The organism is Bacillus sp. ok061 (assembly GCF_900108285.1).
Taxonomy (GTDB): domain Bacteria; phylum Bacillota; class Bacilli; order Bacillales; family Bacillaceae_G; genus Bacillus_A; species Bacillus_A thuringiensis_S.
Map to the genome: position 1 here is coordinate 1 of NZ_FNUW01000053.1, position 14,769 is coordinate 14,769.

Here is a 14,769-nt window from a genome sequence, read left to right on the forward strand (position 1 = left end):
TTTGTCTAGCATCTAAAAATAAAAATTGACGTTTCACGTTGTTTGTTTCGTTTAGTTTTCAAAGTTCAATATCGCGTTTCAGCGACTTTTATAATTTAACATTTCTCGTTAAATCTGTCAACAACTTTTTTCTTTTGTTCCTGACGACGCTTATTAATTTACCATATTAATCATTTAATAGTCAACACTTTTTAAAAAAAACGCCAAAATAATTTTATCTTGGCATGATATAAAGCTTAATAACCACTAATGCTGCCACACCCGGTAGGCCTAATAAACTCGTTATTGCTGCTGTACCCATGTTAATCGGGATATGAAAATCAAAATATGTCCCTACAACATTTACGATAAAAAGCAATGCTATGCCTAAAGTAACATGAAAAATCACCTTACCTATAAAACGCAATGGCTTAGAGGCAACACCCAAAACAAGAAAAATAAACACTAAAGTAAGAATGCCAACAATAATAATTGTAGAATTCATTTTTTCCTCCTTATGAATGACCTATACATCTATTTGTATGGGACAAGACAATAAAAAAGAACAGTTATCATAAGCGACATCTCTTTCATATAAACAAAATGAAACAACACCTCAGCATTTTAACAAATAAAATAAAAAGGCCTGCTTAGAAAGCAGAACCCTTTACCATTGTTCCATTTTTACAGGACGACGCTTTGCTTCTTTCAACAAGAAGAAATATTTCGCCTCTGCTATCTTCAAAGAACAAATGACATCTTGAGATGGTTCTACACTTTGTTCGACCATTCTCTTCTGACGTAACCACTCATTCTTCACTTTTTCCAAAAGTACAATTAACTTATCGTCATACTCTTTACGCAATTTACCCTTTTTTTGAAAGAACATTTTTGTTTCTCCTCTTATACTTCTCTGCGACCTTCTAACGCTTTCGATAGTGTCACTTCATCTGCATATTCTAAATCTCCACCAACTGGCAGACCATGTGCAATACGAGTTACTTTAATGCCTGTAGGTTTTAAGAGGCGGGAGATATACATCGCTGTAGCTTCCCCTTCAATATTAGGGTTTGTTGCTAATATCACTTCTTGTACCGTTTCATCATGTAGTCGCTTTAAGAGTTGCGGGATATTAATGTCTTCCGGTCCAATTCCCTCCATAGGAGAAATCGCACCACGTAACACATGATATACACCTTGATACTCTTTCATTTTTTCCATCGCGATTACATCTTTCGGTTCTTGCACGACACAAACAACTGATTGATCTCGATGCGAATCATTACAAATATAACAAGGATCACGATCAGTAATATGTCCACATACAGAACAATACGCTAAATCTCGCTTCGCATTTACAAGTGCTTTCGCAAAACCTAACACATCATCTTCTTTCATATCTAATACGAAAAATGCCAATCGAACCGCTGTTTTCGGTCCGATACCTGGCAACTTCATAAAACTATCGATTAGTTTTGATATTGGTTCTGGATAATGCATGTATCAATATCCCCCTAGAACATTCCACCTGGTAAGTTTAAGCCTTTTGTAAATTTACCCATTGTAGAGTTTGATAGCTCATCAGCCTTTTTAAGTGCATCATTTGTTGCAGCTAACACTAAGTCTTGTAACATTTCGATATCTTCTGGATCTACAACTTCTTCTTTAATCTTCACTTCAAGAATTTGCTTGTGACCATTTGCAATAACTGTAATCATTCCGCCGCCAGCTGTACCTTCAACTGTTTTTTCACCAAGCTCTTCTTGTGCTTTCGCCATGTCTTTTTGCATCTTTTGCATTTGTTTCATCATGTTATTCATATTTCCCATTCCGCCACGCATCATAATTAATTCCTCCTAATTATTATTACTCTTTTATTTCAATGAGTTCTTGTCCTACTAATTTCACTGCCTCTTCTATAAGAGGGTCTTCCTTTTTCTTCGGGCTTTCTTCAGACTCTCCACCTTCACGTTGTAAAAAGTCTTCACGGATTTTACCCCATTCACTTTTTGGAATGGCAATCATATTTAACCTTTTACTTAGCAATTCAAATAAAGCTTGTTCTACTGTATCCATAGCTTCTCGATTTTCGCTCGCCATCTTACAGTGAATCTCATATTGAAATGCTAAAACGTAAGTGTCATCTGAAGCTGCCACTGGTTCGCTATTTTCTAGTAAAACAGCAAACGCTACTTTGTTATATGATTTGAGTCTTCCTAACAACTCACCCCATACAGCTTTTAATTGTTCTAAATCTTGACGCTTCGCTTGTTTTAATACTTCATTTACACGCCCGACAGGAATCTTCATACTTCCTGTTCGTATGGGTTTTGGTGTTGCACGTGTCTCTCTTACTTCCTGTTGTACACCAGCTGGCACACCGTTCTTTTTGACTTGCTCTAACTCTTTCTCCAATTGCTGCATCCTGTTCATAATTGCTTGCAAACGATCCGTACCGTTTGTTTGCATCATAAACTGTTGACACAACTGCACCATAACAACTTCTAAGAAAATACGCGGATGATTTGTCCACTTCATTTCCTGTTGTCCCTTACTAAGGGTATGAATAATCTCATAGATCACTTCCGGTTGCATTTCTTCACTCAACTTACGGAATTGATCATCTACAATTACTCGTTCCAACATATGTTCTAGTTGCGGTGAAGTTTGATATAAAAGCATATCACGATAATAGTAAATGAAATCCTCCATAAAACGAACTGGATCCTTCCCTTTACTCATCATTTCATCTATGATCTGTAATGCTCTTGATACATCATTTTCACGTATGCATTCTACTAAATTGCCTAAGTATTGCTGAGAAACAGATCCTGTTACGGCCAATACATCTTCTGTCGTAACAATCTCATCACTATAAGATATAGCCTGATCAATAAGACTAAGCGCGTCACGCATACCACCTTCAGCAGCACGTGCAACAATTTGTAATGCTTCATCTTCCACTCGCGTACCTTCATTCGTCACGACTGTTGATAATCTCTCAACAATATCATTCACTGATATTTTTCGGAATTCAAAACGCTGACAACGCGAAATAATTGTAGGCGGGATCTTATGAGGTTCTGTTGTCGCCAAAATAAAGATAACATGTCCTGGCGGCTCTTCTAAGGTTTTTAAAAGCGCATTGAATGCACCCATAGAAAGCATGTGAACTTCATCAATAATGTATACTTTATATTCTACAGCACTTGGAGCATATTTTACTTTATCTCTAATATCTCGAATTTCATCTACACCGTTATTTGAAGCCGCATCAATTTCTAATACATCTGAAATGGATCCTTGTGTAATTCCTAAACAAGAAGGACATTCATTACAAGGTTCAGCTACCGGAGCATGTTCACAGTTAATTGCTTTTGCAAATACTTTTGCAATTGTCGTTTTTCCTGTTCCCCTCGGACCAGAAAATAAATAAGCATGTGAAACTTTCTCTTGAAGAAGGGCATTTTGCAACGTTTTTGTCACGTGCTTTTGACCGACTACATCTTCGAACTTTTGCGGTCTCCATGTTCGGTATAACGCTTGGTATGACACGAAAATACGGCCTCCCTCAAAGGTTATTATCTCATTTATTATAACCCATTCTGTTTATAGATTCCAAAAGTTATTTTCTATACAAAAAACTCACCTTTGTATTAAGGTGAGTTTTGTATACATATATAACTGCCGTGCACCCTCCGTCGATTACGTACCATAAGCGTTACTCAAGCAGTTAGCTCGGTTCAGGCACTCCTGCGGCACACGAGAAGACCCGCTTATTGCTGCTTCCTTCCGGACCTGACAAGGTTCACGGGGTCCCGTTGCGCAGGACCCAAACGTCAACACCACTTACTTAAGGCAGACCTTACAGCAACATAACCTCGAGAGGGGATTCGGCCTCGCTAGAGCGGATTGCGAGTATAGGGCACCGCTACCTCCCCGCTTAGCACGGCAAAGTTAAAACCAATATTCGGTTGCCTTCATTAAAGGCATTATCAGTATAACTTGTTTCTTTATAAAATGCAAATACGTTAGTTCCCATTGTTTTTCTCTAATTTTTTTATCGCTTTTCTTTTTTTACGAAGCTCTCTAAAAAAGTTTGTTAACAACGTACCGCATTCTTCCTCTAGTACACCAGTTACTACTTCACATTGATGATTGAAGCGTTCATCCGTTAAAAGATTCATCAATGTCCCTGCACATCCGCCCTTCGGATCACTTGCACCATATACAACTCGCTTCACTCGTGATAAAACAATTCCCCCCGCACACATTGGACAAGGTTCTAATGTTACATACAATGTTGCATCTTCTAAACGCCATGTACCTAATTTTTTACACGCCTCATCTATCGCTAGCAACTCAGCATGAGCTATTGATCTTTGCTCAGTTTCCCTTAAATTATGAGCAACACTAATTACCTCACCATCTAACACTATAACTGCTCCAATTGGTACTTCCTGTATTTCCTCTGCCTTTTTAGCTTCTTCTATCGCTAATTGCATAAAATAAATATCTCGATCTTGTTCCATAACATAGTCCTTTCATTACAAATAAAGTACACTTATTTCCATTTACTACACAGGGGATAACTTTTACAAATTCAATCCACCCTAAAAGAAAAAGAGAGGGATTACATATGAAAAATACCGCCTTGCTCATTATCGATATGATTAATGATTTTCAATTTTCCCACGGACCCATTCTAGCTCAAAAATGTGAAACTATAACAAACCCTATTTTACAATTAAAGAAAAAAATGAAATCCTTCGGCTATCCTATAATTTACGTTAATGACCATTATCAACTTTGGAGATCTGATATCGACCAACTTATTACTCATTGTACAAATAAATATAGTGAAAATATAATCCATAAGATTGCTCCAAGTTCTGATGATTACATTTTTATTAAACCACATTATTCCGCTTTTTATGAAACACCTTTAAATTCATTACTAGGTTATTTAAAAATAGAAAATCTAATATTAACAGGAGTTGCCGGGAATATATGTATCCTATTTACAGCTAATGATGCTCATATGAGAAATTATAAATTGTATGTACCACAGGATTGTATCGCCTCTAACAACGACCAAGATAATATACACGCTTTGAAAATAATGGAAACTATATTGAAAGCAAATATAACATCGTCATCCAAAATAAAATTTAATTAATACATATATCTATTTTCTAACTTTTTATATCAAATTAACCCACTCGCTTCCCTCTTGTGCTACAATAATTCTGTTTTGTGTTTTTAGTAGTCACGGTAAATCACTGATTGAAAGGAGGAAACAGCGTGACCGGAGTACCATTTATCACGGTTGAAGGACCAATTGGTGTTGGAAAAACTTCACTTGCGAAGGAAATTTCAACTCACATGCAACTCCACTTACTAAAAGAGATAGTTGATGAAAATCCCTTTTTAGGAAAGTTCTATGAAGACATCGACGAATGGAGTTTTCAAACAGAGATGTTCTTTCTTTGTAATAGATACAAACAATTAGAAGATATTAACATAAAGTATTTGAATCAAAGGAAACCAGTAGTAGCGGATTACCATATCTTTAAAAATTTAATTTTTGCATCCCGCACATTAAAAGACTCTCAATATGACAAGTACATGCAAATTTATCGTATCCTTACACAAGATATGCCTGTGCCAAATGTCATTGTTTATTTAACAGCTAGCCTAGAAACATTGCAAAAACGAATCGCCTTGCGCGGAAGAGAATTTGAAAAAAACATGGATCCAAATTACTTACTACAGCTCACAAAAGATTATGAAACAGCAATGGATACTTTTAGAAAAGATCATCCGGAGATACCAGTATTGAAATTTAATGGAGACGATATGGATTTTGTAAAAAATCCTGATGATTTAAACGTCATCCTATCTGCCCTTCAAAATACTCTCTTAAAGGAGTCGAAATAATAATGAATTTAAGGCAAAAATATGATATACCCAATGATGCAGTAATCACTATCGCCGGAACGGTAGGTGTGGGTAAATCAACTATGACAACCGCATTAGCTAATGCTTTAGGTTATCGCACATCATTTGAAAAAGTAGATTCCAATCCATATTTGGACAAATTCTATGCGGACTTCACTCGCTGGAGCTTCCACCTACAAGTGTACTTTTTAGCAGAACGATTTAAGGAACAAAAAAGAATTTTTGAATACGGTGGCGGTTTTGTTCAAGATCGTTCCATTTACGAAGACACTGGAATTTTCGCAAAGATGCATCATGAAAAAGGTACAATGACGGAAACTGATTATGAAACATACAAAGGTTTATTTGACGCTATGGTCATGACTCCTTACTTCCCTCATCCAGACTTATTAATTTACTTAGAAGGTTCTTTCGATGATATTGTCGATCGCATTCAAGAACGCGGACGCCCAATGGAACAGCAAACACCAATTGAGTACTGGAAAGAAATGCATGGACGTTATGAAAACTGGATTAACAACTTTAATTCATGTCCTGTATTACGCTTAAATATTAATGAGTACGATATTTTAAAAGATGGTGATTCAATCGAACCAATCATTAAAAAAATTGGCCATTTTTTAAAACAAACACGTAAACTTGTAAAATAAAAAACCCGTGCATATGCACGGGTTTTCCTATTAAATTACTTCTTCTTTGTTGGAGCAATAATTTCACTCTCAGGTTTTCCTGCGTTAATACGCTGACGAACAGTACTTGTACTAATATCGTATGCTTCAGCAATCTCTTTAACAGTCATTTCTTTCCCGTTAATCACTGCCGTTAATACTTTACCTGTACGTTTTGGAGCTGCCTCTTTCTTTACAGTTGGTTTTTCAACCTTTTTTGGCGCCTCTACTTTTGTCTCAGCTTGCTTTACATCACAAGTGCAACCACAAAGTTTACGGAATGTATCATCGCTTATAATGCGTGACACATTTGCACCACTGTTTAAAATTCTATTGTTCTTACAGACAGGACATTGTACATAATATAAAGTTTTTCCATCTAAAGGAAACGTTTGTATAATAAGATCCATGTTGACTCCTTTCATATCTATGAAGATAATCATCGGAATATGAGTGTGTAATAAGGACAAAATTACCTTACACCATACTTTATGATTGGTTTTAAAATAAAAACTCGTTACGTGTTGGTAACGAGTTCTCCAATCTCCACTTATATGCGCTGTTGTCAATTATATCTGGAGGAGGTAGAGGGATTCGAACCCCCGCGCGACTCTCGCCGCCTGTCGGTTTTCAAGACCGATCCCTTCAGCCAGACTTGGGTATACCTCCATATTGACATCAAATATAATATCAAAAGAAAAACAGTTAGTCAACCCTACTAAAATAAATTATGAGGAAAGGAAAATTTTACTTTCCCCTTCCTACATTACAGTACTGACAACGCTCATAATTACCAATCACTCATACCGATGAATGTTTAAATTTACTTAATAACTGTTTTTCCTCCCATATAAGGGCGAAGAACTTCTGGAATTATAATTGTACCATCTTCTTGTTGGTAGTTCTCTAAAATAGCTGCAACCGTACGTCCAATTGCAAGACCAGATCCATTTAATGTATGGACATGCTCTGGTTTTCCATTTGGCTCACGGCGGAAACGGATATTTGCACGTCTCGCTTGGAAAGCTTCAAAATTACTACAAGAAGAAATTTCACGATATGTGCCATAGCTTGGAATCCATACTTCAATATCGTATTTCTTCGCTGCTGTAAATCCTAAATCGCCTGTGCACATGCTCATAACGCGATATGGCAACTCTAATAATTGTAACACGCGTTCTGCATCATTTGTTAATTTTTCTAACTCTTCATAAGAATCTTCTGGTTTTACGAACTTCACAAGCTCTACTTTATTGAACTGATGCTGGCGAATTAAACCGCGTGTATCGCGACCAGCTGAACCTGCTTCAGAACGGAAGCAAGAGCTAAATGCAGCATATCTTATAGGTAATTGCTCTTTATTTAAAATCTCATCACGATGCATATTCGTTACAGGTACTTCAGCTGTTGGAATTAAGAAATAATCTTCACTTTCAATACGGAATGCATCTTCTTCAAACTTTGGAAGTTGTCCTGTTCCTGTCATACTTGCACGGTTTACCATATACGGAGGTAATACTTCTTCATATCCATGCTCATCAGTATGAAGATCAAGCATAAAGCTAATTAAAGCACGCTCTAATCTTGCACCAGCACCTTTGTAAAATACGAAGCGGCTTCCTGTTACTTTCCCAGCACGTTCAAAATCTAAAATTCCTAAATCAGTAGCAAGATCCCAATGTGGTTTTGGTTCAAAAGTAAATTCTTTCACTTCTCCCCAAGTACGCGCTTCTACATTATCATCCTCTGTTTCACCGACTGGAGCAGACTCATGAGGGATATTTGGAATAGATAACATTAATCTTTCTAAGTCTTCTTCAACTGTACGAAGTTCGTTATCAAAATCCTTTACTTTTTCTCCAACCTCACGCATTTCTAAAATTAGAGCTTCTGCATCTTTCTTTTCGCGCTTTAATACAGAGATTTGTTGAGACACTTCATTACGTTTACTTTTTAATTCTTCTGTCTGAACAAGTAGTTCTCTTCTTCTCGTATCAAGTTCTTCAAAACGTCCGAAATCAGTTAGATCTTCACCTCTATGCTGTAATTTCGCTTTTACTTCTTCAAAGTTTGTACGTAAAAATTTAATATCAAGCATTATATACTCCTCCTTTTATTTTATAAAACACAAAAAACTCCCGTCCCTATATAAAGGGACGGGAGTTAACCCGCGTTGCCACCCTAGTTGAAAGCATTACCGCTTTCCTCTCAAGTAGAAATAACGGCTCTTCACCGGGAATGCTTACTAATCTAAAAGATGTTCCACATTCCATTCCAGGATGGATTCACAAACTGTTTCTATCGATTTCCACCAACCATCGACTCTCTATAAGAAACGACATTTGTTACTATTTCCTATCAACACGCTTATTTTATAAAATTGTTACCATCAATTTACTATAATCTTATACAAGTTGCAAGTTACTTATACAACTTTTTCATTTTCGCTTCTTTTACCATTTCAACAAAGTATGCTGTTACACGATGATCATCTGTTAATTCCGGATGGAATGAAGCAGCTAAAAACTGATCTTGTCTTACCGCTACCATTCGGTCACCATGCTTAGAAAGCACTTCAACATTATCAGCTACTTCTACAACATACGGCGCACGGATAAATACACCAACGAAGTCTTCACCCACGCCTTCAATTGAAAGCGCAGCTTCAAAACTATCCTTTTGGCGTCCGAACGCATTGCGCTCAACTGTAATATCCATAGCACCAATATGTGCTTCTTCATAGCCAATAAGTGTTTTCGCAAGAAGAATCATCCCTGCACATGTACCAAACATTGGTTTACCAGACTTTGCAAATGTGCGAAGTGGTTCCATGAAAGCATACTTATCAATAAGACGGCGCATTGTTGTACTTTCACCGCCTGGTAAAATAAGACCATCAATCTCTTCAAGTTGCTCTATACGCTTTACAACAACAGCTTCTGCACCACTTGCTTCAACTGATTTTACATGCTCACGAACTGCACCTTGAAGACCTAGTACACCGATTTTCACCATTTTAAAGTTCTCCTTTAATTACCATCCACGCTCTTGCATGCGTTGTTCTGGTAATAACGTTGAGATTTCGATACCCTTCATTGCATTACCTAACCCTTTAGAAAGGCTTGCAATTAGTTCGTAATCTTCATAATGAGTCGTTGCTTCAACGATTGCACGTGCAAATCTCTCTGGATTTTCTGATTTGAAGATACCAGATCCAACAAATACCCCATCAGCACCAAGTTGCATCATTAATGCTGCATCTGCAGGTGTTGCTACACCACCTGCGGCAAAGTTTACAACTGGTAAGCGACCAAGACGTTTAATTTCAAGTAATACTTCGTAAGGAGCACCAGTATTTTTTGCATATGTCATTAACTCATCTTCACGTAGACTCGCAACTTGACGGATTTCTGCATTGACTTGACGCATATGACGCACTGCCTCTACAATGTTTCCTGTTCCTGGTTCACCTTTTGTACGAAGCATAGATGCACCTTCTGCAATACGACGTGCAGCTTCTCCGATATCACGGCAACCACATACAAATGGAACTGTGTAATCACGTTTATTTAAATGGTATACTTCATCAGCAGGAGTTAATACTTCACTCTCATCGATATAGTCTACCCCTAATGATTCTAATACACGTGCTTCTACAAGGTGACCGATACGGCATTTTGCCATAACCGGAATTGACACTGCACCCATAACTTCTTCAACGATTGTTGGGTCTGCCATACGAGAAACGCCACCTGCTGCACGAATGTCTGCTGGTACACGCTCTAATGCCATAACGGCAACTGCGCCTGCCTCTTCTGCAATTTTTGCTTGTTCAGCGTTAACTACGTCCATAATAACGCCGCCTTTTTGCATTTCTGCCATTCCACGTTTTACACGTTCTGTCCCTGTTACATTTGTCATGTACAAAAACCCCCCTAGGTGAATTGCTTTCCCCCGTTAAAGGCGAAAATTAAGAATACTCTTACATTCTACCACTAACTATCAGATGCTTGTCTACTACTTTTTCATAAAGTCGGTATGAAAAATAGGAATAAAAAAAAAGCCCCTACCATGAGGAGCTTTTAAAACCAACCTTTTACTGTATCAACAGCACTATTCCACATACCACTAAAGAATGAACCAATTCCGCGCATAGCACGAGTAAACCAGTTTGCTTCTTCTACTTCAGATGTTGTTACAAGATCCACTTGCAACGACTTACCAGTTAAAAATCCAGGGTCGTTTGTATCTTTTGGCGTAATTACCATTTGACCAAGCGCAGCTCCCTTTTTAATAGGTGCTTCTTGTCCCTTACTTGATTCTTTTAATTCTGTTTTATAAACATCTTTACTTCCTTTTGGCACTGGAAGTGAAATAGCTTGTTTCGTTTGAACTTCTACATCTTTATCTTTCGCATTTTCTACTCTTACTGTTTCTTGTCCTTTTACTGAAGAACCTTTTTTATACATTTGTTTCACTTCAAAGTTAGCAAATCCATAATCATATAACTTCTTTGTTTCATCAAAACGTGCTGTATGAGAACTTGTTTTAATAACTACAGAAATAAAACGCATTCCGTTTCTTTCAACCGTACCAGTGAAGCAATCTCCTGCTTCTGGAGTTGAGCCTGTTTTCAGACCATCTACGCCATCATATTCTTTAACTAAGCCCTTTAACATCCAATTCCAGTTTGACATTGCAAACTTCTCTTTTTCTGGACGGAATTCTTTTTTAGGAATTTTTGCTGTATCTAATACTTTTGGATAATCTTTAATTAAATGTTGTGCTAAAGTTGCAACATCCTTTGCAGACATTTTATTTTCTTCATCCGCTGTTGTTCCTTCAGGATGCATTCCCTTTAAATCTTTATTTGTTAAACCTGTAGAATTGACAAATTTATAATTTTTCAATCCTAGTTCTTTCGATTTATCATTCATCATTTTTACGAAGTCTACTTCTTTACCTGCAATTGCTTCTGCCAATGCAATTGTTGCACCATTTGCAGAAAAGATTGCCATTGCCTCATATAACTCTTTTACTGTATAAGAGCCACCATTTTCTAATGCAACATTTGATAATGAAGCATCTTGTGAAACCTTATATGCATATTCAGAAACCTTAATTTTCTGGTCCCACTTAAGTTTTCCTTTATCCACTGCTTCATGAACTAAATATTCACTCATCATCTTTGTCATACTAGCAATGGATAATAATTCATCTGCATTCTTTTGATATACAATTTTCCCAGAATTCGCTTCTACTAAAATTGCCGCACCTGCTTCAATGTTTAAAGCGGCTCCTGTTTCAGCTGATGCATTGCTATATGGCATAAAAATGCTACAAGCTAGTGTAATCACTGTTACCAAAGCAATGAATCTTTTGCAAAACATACCTTTCACTTTTGTTACCCCCAATATCTATGTACTCACATAACCGTTATTCTAACATAATCAAAAAAAAATAGACAGAGATATCAAATCTCTGTCTATTTGTATATAAGACATTACAATGAGTAGTTTGGAGCCTCTTTTGTAATTTGTACGTGATGAGGATGGCTTTCACGTAAGCCAGCACCTGACATGCGAATGAATTGTGCATTCTCGCGTAAGAATTCTAAATCCTGTGCCCCGCAATATCCCATACCAGCACGTAATCCACCAACTAATTGGTGAACTGTATCTGCTAAAGGTCCTTTATATGGCACTCGTCCTTCGATACCTTCTGGGACAAGTTTTTTATTTCCTTCTTGGAAGTAACGATCTTTACTTCCTTTTTCCATCGCACCGACAGAACCCATACCACGATACACTTTAAATTGACGACCTTGGTAAATTTCAGTTTCTCCAGGACTTTCGGCAACACCAGCAAACATACTACCTAGCATAACAACATGTGCTCCTGCTGCTAAAGCTTTCACCATATCACCAGAGTACTTAACACCGCCATCAGCAATAACTGGAATACCGTGTTTACGAGCTTCGGTTGCACAATCATAAACTGCTGTTAATTGTGGTACACCAACACCAGCTACAACGCGTGTTGTACAAATAGAACCTGGTCCAATACCAACTTTAACTACGTTTGCACCAGCTTCAATTAATGCTTTCGTTGCTTCAGCTGTAGCAACATTTCCAGCGATGATATTTAATGATGGATATTTAGCACGAACTTCTTTTACCTTATCAATAACACCTTTAGAATGCCCATGAGCTGTATCAAGTACAATTGCATCTACACTAGCTTTTACTAATGCATCTATACGAAGCATAGCATCAGCTGTTACACCAACTGCTGCTCCAACTAATAAGCGTCCTTGCTTATCCTTAGCAGAGTTTGGAAATTCAATTACTTTTTCAATATCTTTTATTGTAATAAGCCCTTGTAATACACCGTTATTATCAACAAGAGGGAGTTTTTCAATTTTATACTTTTGTAGGATCTTTTCAGCTTCTTCCAGTGTAGTACCAACTGGAGCTGTAATTAACTGTTCTTTTGTCATTACGTCAGAAATTTTGATTGAGTAGTCTTGGATGAAACGCATATCACGGTTTGTAATAATACCAACTAATTTTCGCTCATCTAAATTATTTACAACCGGTACACCTGAGATACGATATTTTCCCATAAGATGTTCTGCATCATATACTTGATGTTCTGGAGTTAAGAAGAAAGGATCTGAAATAACGCCGCTTTCAGAGCGCTTTACTTTATCAACTTGCTCTGCTTGTTGCTCAATAGACATATTCTTATGAATAATTCCTAAACCACCTTGGCGAGCCATTGCAATAGCCATGTCAGCTTCTGTTACTGTATCCATTCCTGCACTAATTAACGGGATGTTTAGCTGTAAGCTTTCAGATAAAACTGTTTTAACACTTACTTCTCTTGGTAATATATCTGACCTAGCTGGTACAAGTAATACATCATCAAAAGTCAAACCTTCTTTAACAAATTTAGATTCCCACATAATTGTTCCCCCTATGATACCAGAAATTATTATTAGTAGCTTATCAATTGGTTAAAATACTGTCAAGGACGTATATATATGTTAGAATTTTTAGACAATAAAAGGAGCGTAATATATGCATCAAACATCTTGTACTTGGCAGCAGTTGAGTTTCTTTTTTTCATCTCAAAACGTACAACGTTATCTTGCCCGTTGTTATGAAAAATCCTCTATTCAGGATGCCGAAAAAAAAAGTTTTGAAAATTGTTATCCCTTTATTTATTACTTAGAACACGGGAAAAATTATTATGAATTATATAAGACAGCTCCATTTTCTATTCAACCAATGTTGTTATTTTATGGAATTAGTCAACTTTTTAAAGCATGTCTACTAACCATTGATCCTAACTATCCTGAATCCACTACTGTTTTAGCTCATGGCGTTACAACTCGCAAACGAAAAAAACAAGGGTATCAATTTTTAGAAGATGAGGTGAAGGTACAAAAAAACGGATTGTTTACTCATGTTGCAGAACAACTGTTTCACATGAAACACTTAGAAGCAGAAAAATTTAACATGTTAGAACTAATGGGAAATATTCCAGAATTACAAAATTTGTTTCGCTATAGTCAAAAAGGATCAACTTTATATAAAATCGATTCAACAATTAAAAATGAGCTCTCCTTTTCAGTCAACCTACTAGATCGATTACATATGACTAAAGAGAGATTTTCTCGCTACATTGAAACATCTTGTAAGCATTTATCAATGCAACACGTACCTGAGAAAACTAATGAATCGAATTTATTTTTTACGGCACCCATTCAATCATGGAATCCTATGTACAGTACTCCTTTATACTATGAACATCTTACTAATACTTATTATTTACCACTTACGACTGATCCTAGAAATCCTAAGCCAGTATTACCTGAACTCCTTGTTCATTATTTATTGCTCTATAATTTAAGCATGATTTCTAGGTATGAAACAGATTGGTGGTATGACTTACTTGGAAGCTATGGCTCTGAAGATTATCCATTTATTTATCAATTTCTTAATATTTCTGCTCAAAAAATCCCTTACTATATTTCATCATTTTTACTAACAGAACCTAACCTATTTCATGGGAAATAAAAAAAACACAAGTCAAAAGACTTGTGTTTTTAGTTGCTTGGCGACGTCCTACTCTCACAGGGACAAGGTCCCAACTA

The 14,769-nt window shown here is 36.7% G+C and carries 16 protein-coding genes, 1 tRNA gene, 1 other RNA gene and 1 other annotated feature; of the genes, 4 read left to right on the forward strand and 14 right to left on the reverse strand.

Going from position 1 to position 14,769, the window contains the following annotated elements; genetic code table 11:
• Positions 1–214: 214 nt before the first annotated feature.
• The 7 genes from C4S65_RS32540 to tadA all read right to left on the reverse strand — a co-directional run bounded on the left by C4S65_RS32540 (position 215) and on the right by tadA (position 4,511).
• Complete coding sequence (locus tag C4S65_RS32540; RefSeq protein WP_103945868.1) at positions 215–484, reverse strand: pro-sigmaK processing inhibitor BofA family protein; 270 nt, start codon at positions 482–484, stop codon at positions 215–217.
• Between the two features lie 162 nt (positions 485–646).
• Positions 647–868, reverse strand: coding sequence for a YaaL family protein (locus C4S65_RS32545; RefSeq protein WP_000466019.1), 222 nt, complete (start codon positions 866–868; stop codon positions 647–649).
• Positions 869–882: 14 nt separating this feature from the next.
• Positions 883–1,479, reverse strand: coding sequence for a recombination protein RecR (gene recR, locus C4S65_RS32550; protein ID WP_000559169.1), 597 nt, complete (start codon positions 1,477–1,479; stop codon positions 883–885).
• Positions 1,480–1,493: 14 nt separating this feature from the next.
• Complete coding sequence (locus C4S65_RS32555) at positions 1,494–1,820, reverse strand: YbaB/EbfC family nucleoid-associated protein (protein ID WP_014894853.1); 327 nt, start codon at positions 1,818–1,820, stop codon at positions 1,494–1,496.
• Positions 1,821–1,845: 25 nt separating this feature from the next.
• Positions 1,846–3,534, reverse strand: a complete 1,689-nt coding sequence (dnaX, locus tag C4S65_RS32560; protein WP_103945869.1) for a DNA polymerase III subunit gamma/tau — start codon at positions 3,532–3,534, stop codon at positions 1,846–1,848.
• A 132-nt stretch (positions 3,535–3,666) separates the two neighbouring features.
• Positions 3,667–3,931: signal recognition particle sRNA large type (ffs, locus tag C4S65_RS32565), an RNA gene on the reverse strand.
• A gap of 79 nt (positions 3,932–4,010) precedes the next feature.
• Entirely contained in the window at positions 4,011–4,511 is a 501-nt protein-coding gene (gene tadA, locus C4S65_RS32570) for a tRNA adenosine(34) deaminase TadA (RefSeq protein WP_000434338.1), read from the reverse strand.
• A 107-nt stretch (positions 4,512–4,618) separates the two neighbouring features.
• Here tadA and C4S65_RS32580 point away from each other — a divergent pair, with 107 nt between their 5' ends.
• The 3 genes from C4S65_RS32580 to C4S65_RS32590 all read left to right on the forward strand — a co-directional run bounded on the left by C4S65_RS32580 (position 4,619) and on the right by C4S65_RS32590 (position 6,590).
• Positions 4,619–5,158: an isochorismatase family cysteine hydrolase gene (locus C4S65_RS32580; RefSeq protein WP_000798737.1), complete on the forward strand. Its 540-nt coding sequence runs from the start codon at positions 4,619–4,621 to the stop codon at positions 5,156–5,158.
• 125 nt (positions 5,159–5,283) lie between these two features.
• A complete protein-coding gene (locus C4S65_RS32585; RefSeq protein WP_000148217.1) occupies positions 5,284–5,919 on the forward strand; it encodes a deoxynucleoside kinase in 636 nt (211 codons plus the stop codon).
• Positions 5,920–5,921: 2 nt separating this feature from the next.
• A complete protein-coding gene (locus tag C4S65_RS32590) occupies positions 5,922–6,590 on the forward strand; it encodes a deoxynucleoside kinase (RefSeq protein ID WP_001053585.1) in 669 nt (222 codons plus the stop codon).
• 35 nt (positions 6,591–6,625) lie between these two features.
• Here the strand turns inward: C4S65_RS32590 and C4S65_RS32595 are convergent, their stop codons facing one another.
• From C4S65_RS32595 to guaB, 7 genes are all read right to left on the reverse strand, one after another.
• Positions 6,626–7,018, reverse strand: a complete 393-nt coding sequence (locus tag C4S65_RS32595) for a DUF3797 domain-containing protein (protein ID WP_141528720.1) — start codon at positions 7,016–7,018, stop codon at positions 6,626–6,628.
• Between the two features lie 166 nt (positions 7,019–7,184).
• Positions 7,185–7,277: transfer RNA gene (locus C4S65_RS32600), tRNA-Ser, on the reverse strand.
• Positions 7,278–7,431: 154 nt separating this feature from the next.
• Positions 7,432–8,706 (reverse strand): serine--tRNA ligase, encoded by a 1,275-nt coding sequence (serS, locus tag C4S65_RS32605; RefSeq protein WP_000884173.1) that lies wholly within the window; start codon positions 8,704–8,706, stop codon positions 7,432–7,434.
• Between the two features lie 51 nt (positions 8,707–8,757).
• Positions 8,758–8,979 (reverse strand) — a binding site (T-box leader).
• 50 nt (positions 8,980–9,029) lie between these two features.
• A complete protein-coding gene (gene pdxT, locus C4S65_RS32610; RefSeq protein WP_000238784.1) occupies positions 9,030–9,623 on the reverse strand; it encodes a pyridoxal 5'-phosphate synthase glutaminase subunit PdxT in 594 nt (197 codons plus the stop codon).
• Between the two features lie 18 nt (positions 9,624–9,641).
• Positions 9,642–10,529: a pyridoxal 5'-phosphate synthase lyase subunit PdxS gene (gene pdxS / locus C4S65_RS32615; protein WP_000186166.1), complete on the reverse strand. Its 888-nt coding sequence runs from the start codon at positions 10,527–10,529 to the stop codon at positions 9,642–9,644.
• Positions 10,530–10,690: 161 nt separating this feature from the next.
• Positions 10,691–11,998, reverse strand: coding sequence for a D-alanyl-D-alanine carboxypeptidase DacA (gene dacA / locus C4S65_RS32620; RefSeq protein ID WP_140337655.1), 1,308 nt, complete (start codon positions 11,996–11,998; stop codon positions 10,691–10,693).
• A gap of 113 nt (positions 11,999–12,111) precedes the next feature.
• Positions 12,112–13,575, reverse strand: coding sequence for an IMP dehydrogenase (guaB, locus tag C4S65_RS32625; RefSeq protein WP_000264089.1), 1,464 nt, complete (start codon positions 13,573–13,575; stop codon positions 12,112–12,114).
• 115 nt (positions 13,576–13,690) lie between these two features.
• On the opposite strand from guaB, the gene C4S65_RS32630 reads away from it, so the two are divergent.
• Complete coding sequence (locus C4S65_RS32630; protein WP_000554293.1) at positions 13,691–14,692, forward strand: YaaC family protein; 1,002 nt, start codon at positions 13,691–13,693, stop codon at positions 14,690–14,692.
• Positions 14,693–14,769 lie beyond the last annotated feature (77 nt).

Bases quoted from the DNA above. Each gene is read 5' to 3' on its own strand.
- C4S65_RS32540 (WP_103945868.1), bottom strand. From the start codon at position 484: ATGAATTCTACAATTATTATTGTTGGCATTCTTACTTTAGTGTTTATT.
- tadA (WP_000434338.1), bottom strand. From the start codon at position 4,511: ATGGAACAAGATCGAGATATTTATTTTATGCAATTAGCGATAGAAGAA.
- pdxT (WP_000238784.1), bottom strand. From the start codon at position 9,623: ATGGTGAAAATCGGTGTACTAGGTCTTCAAGGTGCAGTTCGTGAGCAT.
- C4S65_RS32595 (WP_141528720.1), bottom strand. From the start codon at position 7,018: ATGGATCTTATTATACAAACGTTTCCTTTAGATGGAAAAACTTTATAT.
- C4S65_RS32590 (WP_001053585.1), top strand. From the start codon at position 5,922: ATGAATTTAAGGCAAAAATATGATATACCCAATGATGCAGTAATCACT.
- dacA (WP_140337655.1), bottom strand. From the start codon at position 11,998: ATGTTTTGCAAAAGATTCATTGCTTTGGTAACAGTGATTACACTAGCT.
- guaB (WP_000264089.1), bottom strand. From the start codon at position 13,575: ATGTGGGAATCTAAATTTGTTAAAGAAGGTTTGACTTTTGATGATGTA.
- C4S65_RS32630 (WP_000554293.1), top strand. From the start codon at position 13,691: ATGCATCAAACATCTTGTACTTGGCAGCAGTTGAGTTTCTTTTTTTCA.
- serS (WP_000884173.1), bottom strand. From the start codon at position 8,706: ATGCTTGATATTAAATTTTTACGTACAAACTTTGAAGAAGTAAAAGCG.
- C4S65_RS32555 (WP_014894853.1), bottom strand. From the start codon at position 1,820: ATGCGTGGCGGAATGGGAAATATGAATAACATGATGAAACAAATGCAA.
- C4S65_RS32545 (WP_000466019.1), bottom strand. From the start codon at position 868: ATGTTCTTTCAAAAAAAGGGTAAATTGCGTAAAGAGTATGACGATAAG.
- recR (WP_000559169.1), bottom strand. From the start codon at position 1,479: ATGCATTATCCAGAACCAATATCAAAACTAATCGATAGTTTTATGAAG.
- pdxS (WP_000186166.1), bottom strand. From the start codon at position 10,529: ATGACAAATGTAACAGGGACAGAACGTGTAAAACGTGGAATGGCAGAA.
- C4S65_RS32580 (WP_000798737.1), top strand. From the start codon at position 4,619: ATGAAAAATACCGCCTTGCTCATTATCGATATGATTAATGATTTTCAA.